This window comes from Streptomyces roseifaciens (assembly GCF_001445655.1).
Taxonomy (GTDB): Bacteria; Actinomycetota; Actinomycetes; order Streptomycetales; family Streptomycetaceae; genus Streptomyces; species Streptomyces aureoversilis.
Genome location: NZ_LNBE01000004.1, coordinates 500,362 through 519,817 on the forward strand (window position 1 = coordinate 500,362; position 19,456 = coordinate 519,817).

Sequence of the window (19,456 nt, forward strand, 5' to 3'; positions counted from 1 at the left end):
AGCTCACGCCGTCGCTGCTGTCACACCCGGCGGTTACCGTCGGGGGTATGAACGCAGCGGCACGCACTCCCGGCGAGAAGCCCGTCATCGCCGGATACGACGAGCAGGACCTGGAGCGCTGGGCGCCCGAGCCGGACAAGCGCCCCGGACGCACCGCCTTCCAGCGCGACCGGGCCCGCGTGCTGCACTCTGCGGCCCTGCGCCGGCTGGCCGGCAAGACCCAGGTCGTCACGCCCGGGGTCAGCGCCCAGGCCTGGGACGCCAGCCCCCGCACCCGCCTCACGCACTCCCTGGAGTGCGCCCAGGTGGGCCGCGAGCTCGGCGCGGCGCTCGGCTGCGACCCCGATCTGGTGGAGGCCGCCTGCCTCGCGCACGACATGGGCCACCCCCCGTTCGGCCACAACGGCGAGCAGGCGCTCGACGAAGTCGCCGGCCCGTGCGGCGGTTTCGAGGGCAACGCCCAGTCGCTGCGCCTGCTCACCCGCCTGGAGCCCAAGCGGTTCGTCCCCAGCGACAGCACCGGCGAGCTCGTCAGCGTCGGCCTCAACCTCACGCGGGCCGCCCTCGACGCCGCCACCAAGTACCCCTGGCCGCGCGGCGGCCACCCCACCGACCCGTCCTCCCGCAAGTTCGGCGTCTACGAGGACGACCTGCCCGTCTTCACCTGGCTCCGGCAGGGCGCCCCCGAGGGGCGGCAGAGCTTCGAGGCCCAGGTCATGGACTGGGCCGACGACGTCGCCTACTCCGTGCACGACGTCGAGGACGGCCTGCACGCCGGCCACCTCGACCCCAACGCGCTCCTCGCCGAGCCCGAGCGGCAGGACGTCTTCGCCGTCGCCGCCGGACGCTACGCCCCCGGCGCCGCGCCCGAAGAGCTCGCCGAGGCCCTCGACCGCCTCCTGGAACAGGAGTGGTGGCCGCACGGCTACGACGGATCCGCCGTAGCCCAGGCCCGCCTGAAGGACGCCACCAGCCAGCTCATCGGCCGCTTCTGCCTGGCCGCCGAGAGCGCCACCCGCGCCGCCTACGGCCCCGGCCGGCTCACCCGTTACGGGGCCGAGCTCGTCGTCCCCCGCGAAACCCGCCTCGAATGCGCCGTCTTGAAGGCCGTGGCCGACCGCTACGTGATGCAGCGCCCGGCCCAGGAGAAGCTCCGCGCCGACCAGCGCGTCGTCATCGCCGAGCTCGCCGAGGCCCTCACCGCCCGCGCCCCCGACGGCCTCGACCCGCAGTTCCGCTCCCTCTACGCGGCCGCCGCCGACGACGCGGGCCGCCAGCGCGCGGTCGTCGACCAGATCGCCGCCCTGACCGACGTCTCCGCGCGCTCCCTGCTCACCCGCCTCACCGACGGACGTGCTGTGTCAGAAGGGTGACCGAATGTCCACAGAATCCGAGGACTTCCCCCACACCATGCGGGTACTGACCCGTCCGGGGTAGTCCCTCTTCCGGCGGCGGGCCCCGTGCGGCAACCTCTGCACGGGCGATTCCGGCCGGGGGCGGTTCAACGCAGACGCACTGCGTGGCAGCGAGGAGGCAGCAAGTGGTCGACGCGAACCAGACGTTCGTCATCGTCGGAGGGGGCCTGGCCGGGGCGAAGGCCGCGGAGACCCTGCGCGCGGAGGGCTTCACCGGCCGGGTGATCCTCATCTGCGACGAACGCGAGCATCCCTACGAGCGCCCACCGCTCTCCAAGGGCTATCTCACCGGCAAGGAGGACCGCGACAGCGTCTTCGTCCACGAGCCCGGCTGGTACGCCCAGGCCGACATCGAGCTGCACCTCGGCCAGCCCGCCGTCCACCTCGACCGCGCGGCCCGCTCCGTCCGCCTCGGCGACGGCACCTGCGTCCACTACGACAAGCTGCTGCTGGCCACCGGCGCCGAGCCCCGCCGCCTCGACATCCCCGGCACCGGCCTCGCCGGCGTCCACCACCTGCGCCGCCTCGCCCACGCCGAGCGGCTGCGCGGCGTCCTCGCCTCCCTCGGCCGCGACAACGGCCACCTCGTCATCGCCGGCGCGGGCTGGATCGGCCTCGAAGTCGCCGCCGCCGCCCGCTCCTACGGTGCCGAGGTGACCGTCGTCGAACCCGAGCCCACGCCGCTGCACCCCGTCCTCGGCCCCGAGCTCGGCCAGCTCTTCACCGACCTGCACAGCGAGCACGGCGTCCGCTTCCACTTCGGCGCCCGCCTCACCGAGATCACCGGCCAGGACGGCATGGTCCTCGCCGCCCGCACCGACGACGGCGAGGAGCACCCCGCCCACGCCGTCCTCGCCGCCATCGGCGCCGCCCCCCGCACCGCCCTCGCCGAGGCCGCCGGCCTCGCCCTCGTCGACCGCGCCGACGGCGGCGGCATCGCCGTCGACGCCTCCCTGCGCACCTCCGACCCCGAGATCTTCGCCGCGGGCGACGTCGCCGCGGCCGAGCACCCGTGGGTGGGCACCCGCCTGCGCGTCGAGCACTGGGCCAACGCCCTCCACACCGGCCCCGCCGCCGCCCGCGCCATGCTCGGCCGGGAGATCGCCTACGACCGGGTGCCCTACTTCTTCTCCGACCAGTACGACGTCGGCCTCGAGTACTCCGGCTACGCCCCGCCCGGCTCCTACGACCAGGTCGTCTGCCGCGGCGACGTCGGCAAGCGCGAGTTCATCGCCTTCTGGCTCGCCGAGGGACGGCTTCTCGCCGGGATGAACGTCAATGTGTGGGATGTCACGGAGACCGTCCAGAAGCTCATCCGCTCCGGTGCCCCGCTGGACCCCGACGCCCTCGCCGACCCCGCCGTGCCCCTCGACGCCCTGCTGCCCAGCCCCGCGCAGTCCTGACGGTCCCGGGCCGGCGGCCCCCGCCCGTAGAATTCACGCGTGGCAGGACGGATCAACGACGACGACGTGAAGGCGGTACGGGACGCGGTCCCGATCGACGCCGTCGTGTCCGAGTACCTCCAGTTGCGCAACGCGGGCGGCGGCAACCTCAAGGGCCTCTGCCCCTTCCACGACGAGAAGTCCCCGTCCTTCCAGGTCAGCCCGGCCAAGGGCCTCTTCTACTGCTTCGGCTGCCAGGAGGGCGGGGACACGGTCGACTTCGTCATGAAGATCGACCACCTCTCCTTCGCCGAGACGATCGAGCGGCTGGCCGGCCAGGCCGGCATCACCCTGCGCTACGAGGAGGGCGGCTACACCCCGGGCCGCCAGCAGGGCGAGCGCATCCGCCTCGTCGAGGCCCACAAGCACGCCGCCAAGTTCTACGCCGAGCAGCTCGGCAGCGCCGAGGCCGAGATCGGCCGGCAGTTCCTCGCGAGCCGCGGCTTCGGCCAGGAGGCCGCCGAGCACTTCGGCGTCGGCTACAGCCCCGCCGGCTGGGACCACCTCACCCGCTTCCTGCGCGGCAAGGGCTTCAGCGACAAGGAACTGATCCTCTCCGGCCTCGCCCAGGAGAGCCGCGGCGGCCGGCCCATCGACCGCTTCCGCGGCCGCCTGATGTGGCCCATCCGCGACATCACCGGCGAAGTCGTCGGCTTCGGCGCGCGCAAGCTCCGCGACGACGACAACGGCCCCAAGTACCTCAACACCCCCGAGACGCCGCTCTACCGCAAGTCGCACGTCCTCTACGGCATCGACCTCGCCAAGAAGGACATCGCCAAGACCAGCCGGGCCGTCGTCGTCGAGGGCTACACCGACGTCATGGCCTGCCACCTGGCCGGCGTCACCACCGCCATCGCCACCTGCGGCACCGCCTTCGCCGGCGACCACATCAAGATCCTGCGCCGGCTGCTGATGGACAACTCCGGCGCGAAGGTGATCTTCACCTTCGACGGTGACGCCGCCGGGCAGCGCGCGGCGCTGCGGGCCTTCGAGGACGACCAGAAGTTCGCCGCGAGCACCAAGATCGCTGTCAGTCCCGGCGGGATGGACCCCTGCGAGCTCCGCCTCGCCGACGGCGACGACGCCGTACGGCGACTGGTCGAGGAGAGCACCCCCCTCTTCGAGTTCGCGATCCGTTCCGTGGTCGCCCGGCACGCCGTCGAGGAGCCCGAGGGCCAGGCCGCCGCCCTGGAGGAGGCCGCGCCCATCGTGGCCAACATCAAGGACGGCTCCATCCGGCACCAGTACGCCGTGCGGCTCGCCGGCCTGCTGGGCATCCTCGACACCCAGTTCGTCGTCATGCGCGTGGGACAGCTGGCCCGCTGGGCGCGCGAGCGCGGGGAGCGCGGCGGTCACCAGCAGCGCTCCGCCGTCCGGGCCGGCGTGCCGGCCCCCGGGTCCGGCGCCGGGCCCGCGGCGGGGCCCGACCACCACCGGACCGGCGGGGGGCCGGCCCCCCCCCCGCCGGTCCGGTGGTGGTCGGGCCCCGCCGCGGGCCCGGCGCCGGACCCGGGGGCCGGCACGCCGGCCCGGACGGCGGAGCGCTGCTGGTGACCGCCGCGCTCCCCGCGCTCGCGCGCCCAGCGGCCGCCCGCCGATCTGCCGCAGGGGGAACCGGCGCACCTCGCCGACGAGGCGACGGGCTCCGGCGCGCCCGCGAGCGGGCTGGACGAGCCGGTGCCGGACGAGGCCCTGCCCGGCGCCCTCGACGAGGCCGTGCCCGGCCCCGGCCCCGGTCACACGCCGGAGCCGGTCGCCGCCCCCGCCCCGCAGCCCGTGGGGCCCGTGGGGCACGTCGACAACCCGTTCGGCGCGCTCGCTCAGCTCGCCCAGGCCGCTGCGGGCGGTCTCGTACGCGTGCCAGGCGTCGAGCCGGTCCTGGGCCTCCCGACCGGTCGTGCCGCCCGTGATGATGTCCTGCCGGACCTGGGACCGCTCCCGCATGGCGAGTGCCGCATCCCGGGCTCCGGGGCGCCCGCCCGGGCGGGCGCCCCGGAGCCCGTCGCCTCGTCGGCGAGGTGCGCCGGTTCCCCCTGCGGCAGATCGGCGGGCGGCCGCTGGGCGCGCGAGCGCGGGGAGCGCGGCGGTCACCAGCAGCGCTCCGCCGTCCGGGCCGGCGTGCCGGCCCCCGGGTCCGGCGCCGGGCCCGCGGCGGGGCCCGACCACCACCGGACCGGCGGGGCGCAGGCCGTCCGCGGCCCCGCGCTCAACCTGCGCAGCCCCGTCGCGCTCACCGAGCGCGAACTGCTCAAGCTCGCCCTGCAGCGGCCCGAGCTCGTCGCCCCCGCCTTCGACGCCTACGGCGAGGACGAGTTCACCGCCGCGCCCTACGTGGCCGTGCGCCGCGCGATCGAGGAGGCCGGCGGCGTCACCGGCGCCCCGGCCGACTACCTCACCCGCGTCCGGGACGCCGCCCCCGACGACACCGTCCGGGCGATGATCACCGAGCTGGCGGTCGAGGCGATCCGGCACAAGAACGTCGACGAGGTCTACGCGGGAATACAGCTCGTCCAGGTCCGGCTGCGCGCCGTCGAACGCCGCATCCAGGAGGTCCAGGGCAGCCTCATCCGGCTGGGCAGCCGGCCGGATCCGGAGCACCTCGCCGCCGTGCAGAACGAACTGTGGGTGCTGGAGCAGTACGCCCGCTCCCTGAAGGACCGCGGGGCGTCGGCCCTCTAGGGCCCGCCCCCGCGAAGGGGGCCGGCCCCTTCGCCTGCCCCGCCTACGGCGCCGCCCGAAAGCGTCGTCCGGCACCGCCGGTCTCCGCGGCGGCGGCTTCAAGGGTGCCGGTGATCCGGCCCTGAAGGGGCTCGGCGGGCGCCGTTTCTTGTCGAGGGGCCGGGCCCCTCGAATCCGCCGCTGTGGTGATCGGCCACCACGAGCCTGACCGGCGGTGCCGAGCCCTCCGGAAGCCTTGTCCGGCACCGCCGGTCACGTCGTGGGGGTTGCTCGCCGCCGCGGCGGGATGGAAGGGCCCGGGCCTTCGCCCGTATGACCCGGCGGTGCCGGGCCGGTGCCGAGCCCGGGACCGGGGGTGCCGGCACCGTTCCGTAACCCCCGGTCACGGAACGGACTCAGAAAGTGCCCGCACGCCCCTCGTGGCGGGCCCGCGTCGTACCCCACACTGGTGGGCGGTGCCTGAGTCCTCGGACGCGGCAGGCCCGGCCGCTCGGACCCGGAACTCGGAACCCTTCGCGAAGCCGCTCCTGATCCCCGGGACGGCCGGCGGCCAGGCCGCTGCCGCCCCTCCGGCGCATGCCGCCCCGAAACCGGCAGCGATCACCTTGGAGGTCGCCCCCGTGCAGACCCGGACACCGACCAGGCTCCCCTCACGGCCCGCGGCCGCCCCGGCCCAGGGCGTCCCCCGGCAGCCCGCCGCGCCCCAGGCCGAGAGCCTCTCCGACGAGCCGCCCCTGCCGGATCCGGCGGGGAGCACCACGCCGGCCGGCGCCCCGCACGAGGCCGAGGAGACCGAGACCGAGACCGACGCCGAGGAGACCGGGACCGCGTCCCCCCGGGCCGCGCGCGCCGAGCAGTCGGACTCCGCCCGTACCGACTCCGGCGGCAGCCCGTCCTCCGACCTCTTCCGGCAGTACCTGCGCGAGATCGGTCGCATCCCGCTGCTGTCCGCCGCCGAGGAGGTGGAGCTCGCCCGCTGTGTGGAGGCGGGGCTGTTCGCGGAGGAGAAGCTCGCCGGCGCCCCGGACCTGGACTCCCAGCTCGCCCTGGACCTCGACCGCCTCGTCGTCCTCGGCCGGATGGCCAAACGGCGGTTGATCGAGGCGAACCTGCGCCTCGTCGTCTCGGTCGCCAAGCGCTACATCGGCCGCGGCCTGACCATGCTCGACCTGGTCCAGGAGGGCAACCTGGGCCTGATCAGGGCGGTCGAGAAGTTCGACTACGCCCGCGGCTACAAGTTCTCCACGTACGCGACGTGGTGGATCCGCCAGGCCATGTCGCGGGCCCTCGCCGACCAGGCCCGCACGATCCGCGTCCCGGTGCACGTCGTGGAGCTCATCAACCGCGTCGTCCGCGTCCAGCGCCGCATGCTGCAGGAGCGCGGCTACGAGCCCACGGCCGACGAGGTGGCCGCCCAGCTCGACCTGACCCAGGAGCGGGTCAGCGAGGTCCTGCGGCTGGCGCAGGAGCCCGTCTCCCTGCACGCGCCCGTCGGCGAGGAGGACGACGTCGCCCTCGGCGACCTGATCGAGGACGGCGACGCGGCGTCCCCCGTCGAGTCGGCGGCCTTCCTGCTGCTGCGCGAGCACCTGGAGGCGGTCCTGTCGACGCTCGGGGAGCGCGAGCGCAAGGTGGTGCAGCTGCGCTACGGGCTGGTCGACGGCCGTCCCCGCACGCTGGAGGAGATCGGCCGCATCTTCGGAGTGACCCGCGAGCGCATCCGCCAGATCGAGTCCAAGACCCTCAACAAGCTGCGCGACCACGCCTTCGCCGACCAGCTGCGCGGCTACCTCGACTGACCGGGGGAGCGCCGGCTAGCCGGCGGCGTCGAAGGCCCCCGGGTGGGTCTGCTCGCGCACGGCGGCGTACTGCTGGCGCACCGCCTGACCCACCGGCAGGTCCTCGCCCGGCTCGAACACCTGGCTGGCCGCCGCGGGCCACAGGGGCGGCTCGTGGGGGGCCAGCGCGCCCTGCTGGACGCCCAGCGCCCAGGCGGCCTGCCGGGCCGCGCCCAGCGCCGCGTAGTCCGCCGGCTGGGGCACGACGACCTGCGTGCCGAACAGCGCGGGAGCGGCGGCCTGCACGGCGGGCAGCTCCGCCGCGGCCCCCAGCAGGAACACCCGGCGCACCTGCACCCCGCGCCCCCGCAGCACGTCCAGCGCGTCCGTGAGCCCGCACAGCATGCCCTCGAACGCGGCCCGCGCCAGGTGCTCCGGCTTCATGCTCTCGCGGCGCAGCCCCGCCAGCGTGCCCGCGGTGTGCGGCAGGTGCGGGGTCCGCTCGCCCTCCAGGTACGGCAGCATCACCAGGCCGTACGAGCCCGGGCTCGACTGCAGCGCCAGCTCCGACAGGCCGGCCAGGTCCGTGCCCAGCAGCTCCGCCGTGCCGCGCAGCACCCGCACGGCGTTGAGGGTGTGCACCACGGGCAGGTGCATGCCGGTCGCGTCGGCGTAGGAGGTGATCGTCCCGGAGGGGTCCACCAGCGCCTCGTGGTGCACGGCGAAGACCGAGCCCGAGGCGCCCAGGGAGACCACGGCGTCGCCCGGTCCCACGCCCAGTCCGAAGGCGGCCGCCATCGTCTCGCCGGTGCCGGCGGAGATCAGCAGGCCCTCGGGGGTGTGCCCGGCGGGCTCGGCGGGCGCGAGCACGTCCGGGAGCACGGCCGGGCGGCCCAGGGCCAGCTCGACCAGGTCCGGCCGCCAGGAGGCGGTCGCGGCGGACCACAGGCCGGTGCCGGAGGCGTCGCCGCGGTCGGTGGTGCGCCGCAGCGGGCGGCCGAGGAGCTGCCACACGAGCCAGTCGTGCGGCTGGAGCAGGGCGGCGATGCGCTGGGCGGACTCGGGTTCGTTGCGGGCGAGCCAGCGCAGCTTGGCGACCATCTGGCCGGGCTGCGGCACCGAGCCGACGGCCTGCGCCCAGGCGGCGCGGCCGCCGAGCGCGTCGGTCAGGTCGGCCGCGGAGGGCTGCATGCGCTTGTCGTTGCCGAGCATCGCGGGCCGGACGAGGACGCCGCCGGCGTCCAGCGCGAGCAGTCCGTTCTGCTGCGCGGAGACCCCGATGGCCTGCACGCCCTCCAGGAGGCCTCCGGCGGCGGCTTCGCCGAGGGAGATCAGCCATGCCTGGGGGTCGCCGTCGGTCGGCGGATGGGGGGCGTACCCCTGGCGGAGCACGGCCCCCGTGTCCGTATCGCAGACGACGATCCGTGTGCTCTCGGTGGAACTGTCCAAGCCCGCGACTATGCCCATGCCGAGATGATGCCAAACACCGGGGCATGCTCCGTGCGCCGGTCGGGTGTTGACCCGGCCGGACGGCGGCCGGGTCAGGGGCTCACGACCGGGTCAGGTGTTACTGGTGCCCCAGTCGTCCTCGGAGCCCTGTCCCCGCTCGCGCAGCGACCGCACCCGCTCGCCCACCGAATCCGGCAGCCGGTCGCCCACCTTCGCGAAGGCCCGGGAGCTCATGGCCCTGCCGTTCTGGGCGGCGGACTCGACCGTATTGCGGACCGCGGGGTTCTGGGCGATCTGCCGGGCGCCCTTGCGCAGCTGCTCGTACCGCTCGCGGCCGGCCCGTGCGCCCAGTACGTACCCGACGGCTGCCCCGATCATGAACGTCAGCCGGTAGCGCATCCCGCTCCACCCTTCCCTCGGACGCTGTGGTCGCCGCCTACCCGCCGGGTGCGAAGGTCACTCCCGGGGAACCGATTGGCGGAGCACCCCCCTGCTTGCGCTAATGTATGTCTCGCAGCGAGCGCACGCCGCCCGGAAGCCCGGGCAGCACCGCATTCGTGGCAAACGCAGCAGTCCCCTGTAGCTCAATTGGCAGAGCAGCCGGCTGTTAACCGGCAGGTTACTGGTTCGAGTCCAGTCGGAGGAGCAAGCGATCGAGGACCCCTTCGGGGGTCCTTTTTCGTATCCGGACGCTTCCGGAGGGAACCGCCCCGCCGTGATCGAAGTCCTCATGGTCAGGTAGGTCACGCAATACGCCCCCTCAGGGGCAGCAGATCGTATGAGCGGCTATGCTGCGGCAGACGGCGCGCACAGATGTGCGCGACGCGCCGTGAACGGGGCGGTAGCTCAGCCGGTTAGAGCAGCGGACTCATAATCCGTCGGCCGTGGGTTCGAGTCCCACCCGCCCCACACGCGTGACGTTGGTGCAGAAACGATGCGACCAGCGTTTTCGATGCCCCGCCCGGTTCCGGACAGGAACGACCCGGCGGGGCTTCGTGCTGTCGGGGGCCGGGCGGCGCACGTCTTCGGCCACGCAGTCCGTCTGCCCCGCCCGGGCACGGGTATGCGGCGGAATACGGCCCGGCTTCATCCTGTTGGCGCTGCTGGGCCGGTCCGACGGTCACCCGACGCCACAGCGGAAGCAGGTAGCGACGCATGAGCAGCAGCACGGTGGAGCTCACCAAGGACAACTTCGACGAGATCGTCTCCGGCAGCGGATTCGTCCTCATCGACTTCTGGGCGTCGTGGTGCGGCCCCTGCCGGCAGTTCGCGCCGGTGTACGAGGGCGCGGCGGAGCGCCACGGCGACCTGGTCTTCGCCAAGGTCGACACCGAGGCCCAGCCCGAGCTCGCGGCCGCGTTCGAGATCCGGTCGATCCCCACGCTGATGATCGTGCGGGACAACATCGCCGTCTACGCCCAGCCGGGCGCCCTCCCGGAGGCCGCCCTGGAGGACGTCATCCGCCAGGCCCGCGCGCTCGACATGGACGAGGTGCGCGCCTCCGTCGCCGAGGAGCAGGCCAAGGCCGGGCGGGCGGCGCAGGGCGAGGGACAGTCCGCCGGTGAGTGAGCTGCTGCTGGTCCGCCACGGCGAGACCGAGTGGAGCCGCGACGGCCGGCACACCGGCTTCACGGACGTGGCCCTGACCGGGCGCGGCGAGCGGCAGGCGGAGGCCCTGCGGCCGCTGCTCGCGGGCCGTACGGCCGCGAAGGTGCTGGTGAGCCCCATGAAGCGGGCCCTGCGCACGGCCGAGCTCGCCGGGCTGGACGGCGCCGAGGTCGACCCCGACCTCCACGAGTGGGACTACGGCGGCTACGAGGGCGTGACGACCGCGGAGATCCACCGCACCCGCCCCGGCTGGTACCTGTGGGACGACGGGGTCGTCCCCGGGCCGCCGGAACACCCGGGGGAGACGCCCGCGGAGGTCGGCGCCCGCGCCGACCGCGTCCTCGCGCGCATCGCGCCCTGGCTGGACGGGGACCGCGGGGACGGGGGCGACGTGGTGCTGGTGGCGCACGGCCACTTCCTGCGCGTGCTGACCGCCCGTAGGCTCGGCCTGCCCCCGGCCGCGGGCGCGCTCTTCCGCCTCGACACCGCCACCCTCAGCCGGATCGGCACCGAGCACGGCCGCCCCGCGCTCGTGGCCTGGAACCAGGCGGCTGCGTGATCCGTTGCAGGATCGGCGGAGCGTGTCGGAACCGGGGCCACGGCCGCCGTGGACCGATGATCGGGGCGGACCGGAAGGGCCGGTGACGCCCCGGTCGTGACGCCCCGGTCCCCGTACGACCGCCTTCGTACGACCGACTTCTGTGGAGGGATGTATTCGTGGCCACCACCCGCACCGCGCACACCGTCTGGGAAGGTGAGCTGCTCAAGGGCAGCGGCACCGTCACCTTCGACTCGTCCGGCATCGGCTCCCAGCCGGTGTCGTGGCCGTCGCGCGCCGAGCAGGCCAACGGCAAGACCAGCCCCGAGGAGCTGATCGCGGCCGCGCACTCCAGCTGCTTCTCCATGGCCCTCTCGCACGGCCTGACGGGCGCGGGCACCCCGCCCACCCGCCTGGAGACCAAGGCCGACGTCACGTTCCAGCCGGGCGAGGGCATCACCGGCATCCACCTCACCGTCCGCGGCGAGGTGCCGGGCCTGGACGAGGCGGGCTTCCAGGAGGCCGCCGAGGGCGCCAAGAAGAACTGCCCCGTCAGCCAGGCCCTCACGGGCACGACGATCACGCTGACGGCCGAGCTGGTCTGACCCCTGCCCCTTCGCGCTCCGCGGCCCTGATGCGTAACGCCTACGACGTCAGGGCCGCGTAGACGATCAGGTTCTGTACCGGGTGCCCGTCCGCGTCGAGGGTCCCCGCGCAGGTGACCAGGCGCAGCGCCCGCTCCCGCGTCTCCCCGTAGACCTTCTGCGTCGGGAAGACGGACTTGTCGACGGTCTCCTTCCCCGTGACGGAGAAGTGCAGCACCTTACCGTCGCCCCGCCGCACGTCGACGACGGTCCCCTTGTCCACCTTCCCCAGGTCGTGGAAGACGGCCTTGCCGTCGCGGGTGTCGTTGTGGCCGATGAGGACGGCGGCGCCGGGCTCGCCGGGCGTCGCGCCGCCGGTGTACCAGCCGGCGGTCATGCCCTTCTCCGGCGGCGGCACCTGCACGGTGCCGTCGCCGTTCTTGCCGAGGCGCAGCAGGGCGCTGTCCACGCCGATGGACGGTATCGAGACGCGGGCGGGCTCCTCGGCCGAGGCCGGGGTGCCGCTGGCGGCCGTGCTGCCCTCCGTGCCCGACGAGCAGCCGGTGAGCAGGGCCGCGGCGAGCGCGGCGGGCAGCAGCAGGGCCGCGAGGGCGAGTGAGGGAAGGCGCGCACGGCGCGTACGGGGTGCACACGGCGTACGAGGTGCACGGGGTGTACGGGGCATCGGGCATCCATCCGGGCGTGGGGGGAGGGAACGCTGCCCACGCTAGGGACGGCCTCGGCGTCCCGGCTTCGGGTGAACGGCCAGTTCTGCCTCCCCCGGAAGGAGGAGGCGCACCCCCGCCCGGTGGTGGCCCCAGGGCACCTCAGACGAACCGCTGCAGCAGCCCCCACGTGAACTCGGCCGTGTACTCGGCCCGCTCCCCGGAGGCGTCCGGCGCCGTGAAGGCGAGCTGCCAGCGGGTGGGGGCCGTGCCCTCCAGCGGCCGGGCGGGGGCGAAGGCGCGCGCCACCTCGTCCACGGTGCACGACCAGGGCTTCAGGTCCTCCACGGTCCGCAGCCGAGGGCCGGGCGCGCCCGGGGCGCGGACCAGCCACTCGTTCCAGACGGCCCCGCCGGGCGCCGCCAGCACCTCGAACCGCAGGTCCGGCCAGAGCGGCACCCGCCACGTCGCCGTCTCGAACGTCAGGTCGCCCACGTGCCGCTCGCCGGTGGCCTCGGGCGGGCCGAGCACCGAGCGGTAGTGCGGACGCGCCCCGCGCTGCCCGGGGGCCCGCAGCGCTGCCTGCCAGCGGCGGTTCGTCTTCCGCATCCTGCTCCGGTCGACGCCGAGTTCGCGCAGGGCGTCCTCGACCAGGCCGGGCTGGTGGTCGGCCATCCGCCGCAGGAGGACGAGCTGGAAGCCGAGGGGGCCGAAGGCCTCCCAGGCGCCGGTAGTACCGGGAGTGCGGGGACGGGCGGGACCGGTGGGGCGGCCGGTGCTGCCGGACCGGCCGAAGGCGCCGGGAGTGCCGGACCGCCGGCCCGGCTCGGACGGAAAGTCGGAGGCTGGGTACATGGGGGCCATCGTCGCGCACCCGGCAGCGGGCCGGGGTAGGGCTCCGCGGACGCCGCCCGCTCACTAAGGTCGGGGTGAGTGATCACTGGCGTACGGAGGCTCTGATGTCCGGCTCGAAGGCCCCGCAGGGCGGCGGCCCCGCCCCGCTCCTGCGGCTGCGCGGAGTCAGCCGCACCTACGGGGAGAGGGAGGCCCTGCACCCGCTCGACCTCGACCTGGAGCCGGGGACCTGCACCGCCCTCTTCGGCCACAACGGATCGGGCAAGTCCACGCTGCTGCGGATAGCCGCCGGCCGGGACGAGCCCACCGCCGGCACCGCGCACTTCGCGGGCCGCAAGGTCTCCGAGGACGACCCGGAGGTACGGGCCAGGGTCGCGGTCGTGGGCGACACCGTGGCCACCTACCCCGATCTGACCGTGCGCGAGCACCTCGAACTCGTCACCGTCGCCCACGCCGTGGAGGACGCCGGCGCCTGGATCGACCACGTGCTCGCCGACCGCCGGCTGACCGACCACGCGCGGGCGCTGCCCGGCTCGCTCTCCTCCGGCCAGCTCCAGTCGCTGCTGCTGGCCGCGGCGCTCGTCCGCCCCCGCGACCTGCTCATCCTGGACGAGCCCGAGCAGCGGCTCGACCCGGACGCCCGGGTCCGCCTCGCGGAGCTGCTGAACGGCGAGAAGCGCGACGGCGTGGCCGTCCTGCTGGCGACCCACCAGGCCGACCTGGCGGAGTCCGTCGCGGACCGGATGATCGCCCTGGAGGACGGCCGGGTGATCGCCGAGGGCGCACCGGCGGAGGTCCTGGCCGGGCTGGGGCTGCGCGGATGAGCGGCGAGGCGCCGGGCGGGGCCCCGGCCACCGACGAGGGCGGCGAGGCCCGCACCGACACTGACGCCGACATCGACACCGACACCGGCGTTGACGCCGACGCCGACGCCGACGCCGACGCCGACGAACCCACCTGGACCGAGGAGGAGGACGACCGCACCGCCGAGACGCTGGCCTGGCTGCGCGAGAAGCGCAAGGCCCACCGCCGGCAGAAGGGCCGCGACCTCGCCGTCTTCCTCTACTCGGTCGTCCTCATCGTCGCGGGCTACGGCAGCGCCTACGCCGTCCACTTCCTGCAGCGGGCCCGGCTGGGCGCGGACCACGGCGGCCTCGGCGAGCGCGTCCAGGACACGCTGCCCGCCCTGTTCGCCCTCCTGACCGCCGTCCTGGCCCTGCTCGCGGCGCGCGACGCCCTGTGGCGCGGCCCCGTCGTCGTCCCCGCCCCCTCGGTCGGCTGGCTGCTCGCCCAGCCCGTGCGCCGCGCGGCCGTCCTGCGCCCGTGGTTCTGGCTGTCGGCCGGGGTCTCGGTCGTCCCGGCGCTGGTGGTGGCGGTCGCCGCGGCCGTCGTCCTGCGCGTCGTGGACCTGGCCCCGCTCGGTACCGCGCTGCTCGCGCTCCTGCCGGCCGCGGTGTGCCTGCCGCTGCTGGCCGTCGCGGTCGGCATGGCGGTGGAGCACCGGGCCGGGCTCGCGCGTCTCGTACGCCGCTTCACGCCCCTGGCCGTCCTCGTGCTGATGCTGCTCGCGGGACAGGTCGCGGGTGCGGCGTACGGGCACCGGAGTGCGGTGCTGGAGCAGGTGGAGCTGTGGTCCGGGCCGTGGGGCTGGGCCGCACAGCCCGTCGTCTCCGTGGCCGGCGGCCACGCGCCCGCCTGGCCCGCCGCGGTGGCGCTGCTGGTGCTGCTGGCGGCCGCGGGCCTGGTGCAGGGGCACCGGGACGCCGCGCGCGTGCCCACGACCCAGCTGCGGCGGCGTGCGGCGACCGCCCAGACGGTCTCCTCGGTGATGTACTCGGTGGAGCTGCGGGCCGCCAAGCTGGCCCTGATGGACGCCACGGGCACCGGCAGCACCCGCCGGGTGCGGCTGCCGCGCCCGCGCAGCAAGTACCTCGTGGTGGTGTGGCGGGACCTGCTGTCCCTGCTGAGGGCGCCCGCACGCCCGGCGAAGGCCCTGCTGTGGACGGTGTGCGCCACGGCGACGGCCGCCCTGGGGCTGCAGTTCGGCGGACCGGAACGCGTGATCGGCCTTGTCGCCGCGCTGCTGCTCGGCTACGTCGGCGTGGGTGCGCTCGCCGAGCCGGCCCGGCTGGAGACGGACGACGTGCGGCGCGCGGCCTGGTCCCCGTTCCGCTTCCGCACGCTGATGCTCCAGCACGCGGTGGTGCCGACGGTGCTGGGCGCCCTGACGGCGCTGCTCGCGGCGGTGCCCTTCGCGGTGGCGGGGGCGCCCTGGGCGCTGCTGCTGATGCCGGTGTGCGCGGTGCCGTTCGCGGCGGCGGCGGTCTTCGCGGCGTGCCGGGGCCCGGCCCGTACGCACCTGATGGCCACCGGCGTCAGCACGCCGATGGGCGACCCCGGCGTGATCCTCTTCCTCGGCTGGTACGCGGCGGGGCCGCTGGTGACGGTGGGCGGCCTGGGGATCGCCCTGCACAAGGTGCTGGGGCGGGGGCAGCTCGACGCGGGGGCCGTGGCCGATGTGACCGCCGTGGCAGCGGTGCTGACGGCGGGCCTGCTCGCCTTCGCGGCGTGGTCGGCGGACCGGCTGGTCCGGCACTGACGCACGAGCCAGCACCGATGCACGAGCCGGTACCTACGCACGAGCCCGCACCGACGCACGAGCCGGCGCGGCGGCGGCCGGGCCGTCGCGGTGGCGGCCGGGCCGGTCCGCCTCCGCGCTCAGCCGCCGGTGACGCCGTCCACCCGCTCCCGCAGCAGGTCCGCATGCCCGTTGTGGCGGGCGTACTCGCCGATGAGGTGGAGGTGGACGAAGCGGAGCGAATACGGCTCGCCGTCGATGGTGAACGTGTCGTCCAGGGACGCCCCGGCGAGCACCTCGTCGGCCAGGCGCTGCTCCTCCAGCAGGCACGCGTAGTACGCGGCGGCGCGGGCCGGATCCGCCTCATCGAAGTCGGCGTTCTTGTTGTCCTCCGTGCTGTAGAGCCGCGGCAGGTCCTGACCGGCGAACCGCTCGCGGAACCAGATGCGCTCGACCTTCGCCATGTGGCGGATCAGCCCCAGCAGCGACAGGTCCGACGGCGGCACGGTCCGCTCGGCCAGCTGCTCGCCGGTCAGCCCGGCGCACTTGTGCAGCAGGGTGCTGCGGTGCCAGGCGAGCAGGCCGGTGAGCAGCGTGCGTTCGCCGGCCGCGAGGGATCCGGCCGGCCGGGTGATGGCGGGTGCTGTCCACGTCATCCGGCGATCATGCCCGGGCCAGTGCGGCGGCGCGAGCCCTTTCCCCGGCGGTCCGGCCCACGGCCGTCCGAGCCCTCGGCAGCCCCGGCCCTCAGCCGCCCGAGCCCTCGGGTTCCGGCTTGAGTACCACGAAGTCGGCTCCCGCCGGGTCCAGGCAGATGGCCAGCCGGCCGACGCCCTCCGCGTCCTCCGGGCCCATCTGCACCGTGCCGCCGCCCTCGACGACCTTCGCGACCGTCGCGTCGCAGTCGCCGGTGGCGAAGACCGGGTGCCAGTAGGGGCGGCCGCCGTTCAGGGCGAGGTGCTCGGAGGGGAGCTGCATCAGGCCGCCGTGCATCAGCTCCTTGTCCCGCCCCTCCGGGGTGAGCAGGACGTACGTCCCTCCGCCGCCCGGGAGCGGCATGTCCTCCGCGGTCCAGCCGAAGACCGCGCCGTAGAACTCCTGCGCCGCCGCCGCGTCGGTGGTGTACAGCTCGGTCCAGGACAGGGTGCCGGGGGTGTCGGCCGCCTCCAGGCCGGGGTAGGTGCCGGGCTGGAAGACGGCGAACTGGCCGCCCTGGGGGTCGGTGAACTGGGCCATCCGGCCCTCGCCCTCGCCCTCGCCGGGGCCCATCGGCGGCACCCGCACCGTGCCGCCCGCCCGCTCGACGGCCCGGGCCGCGGCGTCCGCGTCGGCCGTCCCGAAATAGATCATCCAGGCGGAGCGGGCGCCCTCCTCGGTGAGCGGGCCGATGCCGGCGACGGACTTGCCGTCCAGCCGGAAGACGCCGTAGTCACCCGCCTCCTCGCCGTGGGACTGGAACTCCCAGCCGAACACCGATCCGTAGAAGGCGGCCGCGGCCGGGACGTCGGGGGCGCCGAGGTCGAGCCAGGAGGGGGAGCCGGGGACAAAGTCGGTGGTGATCATGGAAGTGATCTCCCTTCGCGGGTCCTTTGCGAAGCCAGCGTGACACCCGCCACTGACAACCGCCCGTCGGCACAGGTCGCCCGGGTCGCCGGGGTCGCGCCGGCCCCGTGGACGGCCGCGGCACCCGGGGGCCGGGGGCTAGTCCGCGGCGTCCTGGTGCGCCCGCAGTCCGACCCCGATGATCCCGTCCCAGTACGTCAGCTCCTCCACGAGCGGGTACGCCGGGCCCTTGCCCTCCAGGCTCAGCACCACCCCGGCCTCCTTGGCCCTGCCCCGCTCCCGGCCGTCCGCCGGCTGCTCCGGCTCGATGTGCACGTCCGTGACCCGGAAGCCGCGCTTCGTGCACAGCTCCAGTATTCGCGCGAGCAGCCCTCTGCGGGTGCGGTACGACAGGTGCAGCTCGACCCGGTCGCCGGGTATGAGGGCCATGCGCCGGGTGATGACGGGGAAGCCGCGCACCACCAGGAAGTGCACCAGGGTCGCCGCGACGCCGAGCAGCGGCAGGCTCCCGCCGCAGGCCATGCCCAGCGCGCAGGTCAGCCATATCGTGGCCGCCGTCGTCAGGCCGCGCACCGCGTCGCGGCGCACGAAGATCAGGCCGCCGCCTATGAAGCCGATGCCGGAGACGATCTGGGCGGCCACGCGCGAGGGGTCCTGGCGGACGCCGACGATGCCGGACACGGCGTCGAAGCCGTGGATCGAGACCTCCATGAACAGCGCGCTGCCCACCCCGACGAGGGTGTGGGTACGCAGCCCGGCGCTCTTCTGCTGTAACTCGCGCTCCAGGCCGATGAGCGAGGAGAGCAGCAGCGCGATGCCCAACTCGGCGAACTGCCGCGCGCCTTGACCGGAGAGATCGAACAGGGGGACCGCAATGTGCTGCACGGTGTTCATGCCTCATTGTGGCTTGAAATCCACTGTCCTAGAAGGGAGTTGACACCCCACTACCGTACGACCGGGCTCAGTGGATACGTTCCGGCTCATGAATCCCATGAGACTTGGCGGAATACCCCTCGGTGCGGCGCTCGGCGCCGCCCTTCTCGCCGCCTCCGCGGCCGCCCCGCCCGCCACCGCCGCCCCGGCGCCCGCCACCGCCCCCGCCGCGCGGCAGGCCCTCACCGCCGAGGAGCAGCGCCTGTCCGGCCCCGTGCCGCAGGAGATCCTGCGCCGCGGCGGGTTCGCGGACACGGCCCCGGACTTCGCCGCCGCCCTGGCCCGTACGCGCACCCTGCCGCAGGCGCAGCGGCTCGCGACGGCCGAGGGGCAGCGGCTGTGGCGGCGGGCCGTTGACCGGGTGCAGGGCCGCGGGCCGGGCCCGGAGCGCGCCGGCGACCTGAGCCGGGACGACGACCGCCCGCTGTACTGGGCGCGGCTCGGCATGACCCGCGCCCTGCAGGAATGGAAGCCTGCCTTCCGGCTGTCCGGGCCGCAGCGCGCCGAGCTCACCGGCCGCATCGAGCGCTCCTCGCGCGGCCAGGACTCCATCGACCTCCCCGCCGGCGAGCAGGTCAGGCGCGTCCTCATCACCGGCTTCGACCCGTTCCAGCTCGACGCCGACCCCCGCCGCTCCAACCCCTCCGGCGCGGCCGCGCTCGCCCTGGACGGCACGACGATCGACACCCCGGCCGGCCCGGCGCGCATCGAGGCCGCCGTCTTCCCCGTCCGCTGGGCGGACTTCGCCGACGGCACGGTGGAACGGACCCTGCTGCCGCACTTCCGGCCGGGCCCGCGCCGGGTGGACGTCTTCACCACGATCAGCCAGGGCCGCCCCGGCCGCTTCGACGTCGAGCGCACCAACGGCGCCTGGCGCGGCGGCTACCCGGACAACGCGAACGTCTCCCGCACGGAGACCGTGCCGGTGCCGCCCGGCGTCCCGACCGTGCACCCGCAGCCGCAGTGGACGTCCACCAGCCTCCCGTACGCGGCGATCACCGCGGCCGCCACCGGGCCGTTCGCCGTGCACGACAACACCGAGGTCACGGAGATCCCGGCGGGCGCCACGGAGCCCGTCGACCGACCGGACGGGCCGACCCCCGGCTCGACCGCCCGCGCGGGCGGCGGAGGCGACTACCTCTCCAACGAGATCGCCTACCGGGCGACGCTGCTGCGCGACGCGGTGCGCCTGGGCGTACCGGGCGGGCACCTGCACACCCCGGTGCTGCAGTTCGGCCGGGGCAACGAGGATCCGGCGACCGGCACGGTCACCGACCCCGGGTTCGTCCGCAACCGGCTCGCGATCGTCGCGCAGGTGCGGTCGATCACAGGGGTGGCCGTCGCGGCCGGCCGGACGCCATGATGGACG

The 19,456-nt window shown here is 74.9% G+C and carries 17 protein-coding genes, 2 tRNA genes and 1 pseudogene; 13 read left to right on the plus strand and 7 right to left on the minus strand.

Annotation, left to right across the window (positions count from 1 at the left end):
• The first annotated feature begins 47 nt into the window (after positions 1-47).
• The 5 genes and pseudogenes from AS857_RS19310 (at position 48) to AS857_RS19330 (ending at position 7,335) form a co-directional block, all read left to right on the plus strand.
• A complete protein-coding gene (locus AS857_RS19310) occupies positions 48-1,373 on the plus strand; it encodes a deoxyguanosinetriphosphate triphosphohydrolase (protein WP_058044554.1) in 1,326 nt (441 codons plus the stop codon).
• Between the two features lie 167 nt (positions 1,374-1,540).
• Positions 1,541-2,818 (plus strand): NAD(P)/FAD-dependent oxidoreductase, encoded by a 1,278-nt coding sequence (locus AS857_RS19315; protein WP_058044555.1) that lies wholly within the window; start codon positions 1,541-1,543, stop codon positions 2,816-2,818.
• 39 nt (positions 2,819-2,857) lie between these two features.
• Complete coding sequence (gene dnaG, locus AS857_RS19320) at positions 2,858-4,411, plus strand: DNA primase (protein ID WP_245700326.1); 1,554 nt, start codon at positions 2,858-2,860, stop codon at positions 4,409-4,411.
• Positions 4,412-4,912: 501 nt separating this feature from the next.
• A pseudogene (locus AS857_RS41540) lies at positions 4,913-5,536 on the plus strand (DNA primase); the annotation flags it as partial.
• Positions 5,537-5,991: 455 nt separating this feature from the next.
• The gene (locus AS857_RS19330; RefSeq protein ID WP_063278425.1) at positions 5,992-7,335 is read left to right on the plus strand and encodes an RNA polymerase sigma factor; all 1,344 of its coding nucleotides are present in this window, start codon (positions 5,992-5,994) and stop codon (positions 7,333-7,335) included.
• A 15-nt stretch (positions 7,336-7,350) separates the two neighbouring features.
• Here the strand turns inward: AS857_RS19330 and AS857_RS19335 are convergent, their stop codons facing one another.
• Both AS857_RS19335 and AS857_RS19340 read right to left on the minus strand, forming a co-directional pair.
• Entirely contained in the window at positions 7,351-8,781 is a 1,431-nt protein-coding gene (locus AS857_RS19335; protein WP_058044557.1) for an FGGY family carbohydrate kinase, read from the minus strand.
• Between the two features lie 93 nt (positions 8,782-8,874).
• On the minus strand, positions 8,875-9,162 hold the full coding sequence (locus AS857_RS19340) for a hypothetical protein (protein ID WP_058044558.1): 288 nt from the start codon (positions 9,160-9,162) through the stop codon (positions 8,875-8,877).
• A gap of 174 nt (positions 9,163-9,336) precedes the next feature.
• On the opposite strand from AS857_RS19340, the gene AS857_RS19345 reads away from it, so the two are divergent.
• The 5 genes from AS857_RS19345 to AS857_RS19365 all read left to right on the plus strand — a co-directional run bounded on the left by AS857_RS19345 (position 9,337) and on the right by AS857_RS19365 (position 11,514).
• Positions 9,337-9,409 (plus strand) — tRNA-Asn (locus tag AS857_RS19345).
• A 189-nt stretch (positions 9,410-9,598) separates the two neighbouring features.
• Positions 9,599-9,672, plus strand: a tRNA-Ile gene (locus AS857_RS19350).
• A gap of 246 nt (positions 9,673-9,918) precedes the next feature.
• Positions 9,919-10,332: a thioredoxin gene (gene trxA / locus AS857_RS19355; RefSeq protein ID WP_058044559.1), complete on the plus strand. Its 414-nt coding sequence runs from the start codon at positions 9,919-9,921 to the stop codon at positions 10,330-10,332.
• Positions 10,325-10,930, plus strand: coding sequence for a histidine phosphatase family protein (locus AS857_RS19360; protein WP_058044560.1), 606 nt, complete (start codon positions 10,325-10,327; stop codon positions 10,928-10,930). Before trxA ends, AS857_RS19360 begins: the two co-directional genes overlap by 8 nt.
• A 158-nt stretch (positions 10,931-11,088) precedes the next feature.
• Positions 11,089-11,514: an OsmC family protein gene (locus AS857_RS19365; RefSeq protein WP_058044561.1), complete on the plus strand. Its 426-nt coding sequence runs from the start codon at positions 11,089-11,091 to the stop codon at positions 11,512-11,514.
• A 40-nt stretch (positions 11,515-11,554) separates the two neighbouring features.
• Here the strand turns inward: AS857_RS19365 and AS857_RS19370 are convergent, their stop codons facing one another.
• Both AS857_RS19370 and AS857_RS19375 read right to left on the minus strand, forming a co-directional pair.
• The gene (locus AS857_RS19370) at positions 11,555-12,178 is read right to left on the minus strand and encodes a class F sortase (protein ID WP_058044562.1); all 624 of its coding nucleotides are present in this window, start codon (positions 12,176-12,178) and stop codon (positions 11,555-11,557) included.
• Positions 12,179-12,320: 142 nt separating this feature from the next.
• Complete coding sequence (locus AS857_RS19375) at positions 12,321-13,013, minus strand: hypothetical protein (RefSeq protein ID WP_245700329.1); 693 nt, start codon at positions 13,011-13,013, stop codon at positions 12,321-12,323.
• A 104-nt stretch (positions 13,014-13,117) separates the two neighbouring features.
• Here AS857_RS19375 and AS857_RS19380 point away from each other — a divergent pair, with 104 nt between their 5' ends.
• Together AS857_RS19380 and AS857_RS39070 are read left to right on the plus strand one after the other, a co-directional pair.
• The gene (locus AS857_RS19380; protein WP_058044563.1) at positions 13,118-13,837 is read left to right on the plus strand and encodes an ABC transporter ATP-binding protein; all 720 of its coding nucleotides are present in this window, start codon (positions 13,118-13,120) and stop codon (positions 13,835-13,837) included.
• The gene (locus AS857_RS39070; RefSeq protein ID WP_058044564.1) at positions 13,834-15,612 is read left to right on the plus strand and encodes a hypothetical protein; all 1,779 of its coding nucleotides are present in this window, start codon (positions 13,834-13,836) and stop codon (positions 15,610-15,612) included. The genes AS857_RS19380 and AS857_RS39070 overlap by 4 nt, the downstream gene beginning before the upstream one ends.
• 119 nt (positions 15,613-15,731) lie before the next feature.
• On the opposite strand, the gene AS857_RS19390 is transcribed toward AS857_RS39070, so the two are convergent.
• The 3 genes from AS857_RS19390 to AS857_RS19400 all read right to left on the minus strand — a co-directional run bounded on the left by AS857_RS19390 (position 15,732) and on the right by AS857_RS19400 (position 18,048).
• Entirely contained in the window at positions 15,732-16,247 is a 516-nt protein-coding gene (locus AS857_RS19390) for a DinB family protein (RefSeq protein ID WP_058044565.1), read from the minus strand.
• A 91-nt stretch (positions 16,248-16,338) separates the two neighbouring features.
• Positions 16,339-17,154 (minus strand): VOC family protein, encoded by an 816-nt coding sequence (locus AS857_RS19395; RefSeq protein ID WP_058044566.1) that lies wholly within the window; start codon positions 17,152-17,154, stop codon positions 16,339-16,341.
• 138 nt (positions 17,155-17,292) lie between these two features.
• On the minus strand, positions 17,293-18,048 hold the full coding sequence (locus tag AS857_RS19400; protein ID WP_058044567.1) for an MgtC/SapB family protein: 756 nt from the start codon (positions 18,046-18,048) through the stop codon (positions 17,293-17,295).
• An 88-nt stretch (positions 18,049-18,136) separates the two neighbouring features.
• On the opposite strand from AS857_RS19400, the gene AS857_RS19405 reads away from it, so the two are divergent.
• The gene (locus tag AS857_RS19405; protein WP_058044568.1) at positions 18,137-19,450 is read left to right on the plus strand and encodes a C15 family peptidase; all 1,314 of its coding nucleotides are present in this window, start codon (positions 18,137-18,139) and stop codon (positions 19,448-19,450) included.
• The last annotated feature ends 6 nt before the right edge of the window (positions 19,451-19,456 follow it).

Excerpts from the sequence above, each read along its gene's own strand:
- AS857_RS19335 (WP_058044557.1), bottom strand. The coding sequence starts at position 8,781 with ATGGGCATAGTCGCGGGCTTGGACAGTTCCACCGAGAGCACACGGATC.
- AS857_RS19395 (WP_058044566.1), bottom strand. The coding sequence starts at position 17,154 with ATGATCACCACCGACTTTGTCCCCGGCTCCCCCTCCTGGCTCGACCTC.
- AS857_RS19390 (WP_058044565.1), bottom strand. The coding sequence starts at position 16,247 with ATGACGTGGACAGCACCCGCCATCACCCGGCCGGCCGGATCCCTCGCG.
- AS857_RS19340 (WP_058044558.1), bottom strand. The coding sequence starts at position 9,162 with ATGCGCTACCGGCTGACGTTCATGATCGGGGCAGCCGTCGGGTACGTA.
- AS857_RS19400 (WP_058044567.1), bottom strand. The coding sequence starts at position 18,048 with ATGAACACCGTGCAGCACATTGCGGTCCCCCTGTTCGATCTCTCCGGT.
- trxA (WP_058044559.1), top strand. The coding sequence starts at position 9,919 with ATGAGCAGCAGCACGGTGGAGCTCACCAAGGACAACTTCGACGAGATC.
- AS857_RS19405 (WP_058044568.1), top strand. The coding sequence starts at position 18,137 with ATGAATCCCATGAGACTTGGCGGAATACCCCTCGGTGCGGCGCTCGGC.
- AS857_RS19370 (WP_058044562.1), bottom strand. The coding sequence starts at position 12,178 with ATGCCCCGTACACCCCGTGCACCTCGTACGCCGTGTGCACCCCGTACG.
- AS857_RS19310 (WP_058044554.1), top strand. The coding sequence starts at position 48 with ATGAACGCAGCGGCACGCACTCCCGGCGAGAAGCCCGTCATCGCCGGA.
- AS857_RS19375 (WP_245700329.1), bottom strand. The coding sequence starts at position 13,013 with ATGTACCCAGCCTCCGACTTTCCGTCCGAGCCGGGCCGGCGGTCCGGC.
- AS857_RS19380 (WP_058044563.1), top strand. The coding sequence starts at position 13,118 with ATGTCCGGCTCGAAGGCCCCGCAGGGCGGCGGCCCCGCCCCGCTCCTG.
- AS857_RS39070 (WP_058044564.1), top strand. The coding sequence starts at position 13,834 with ATGAGCGGCGAGGCGCCGGGCGGGGCCCCGGCCACCGACGAGGGCGGC.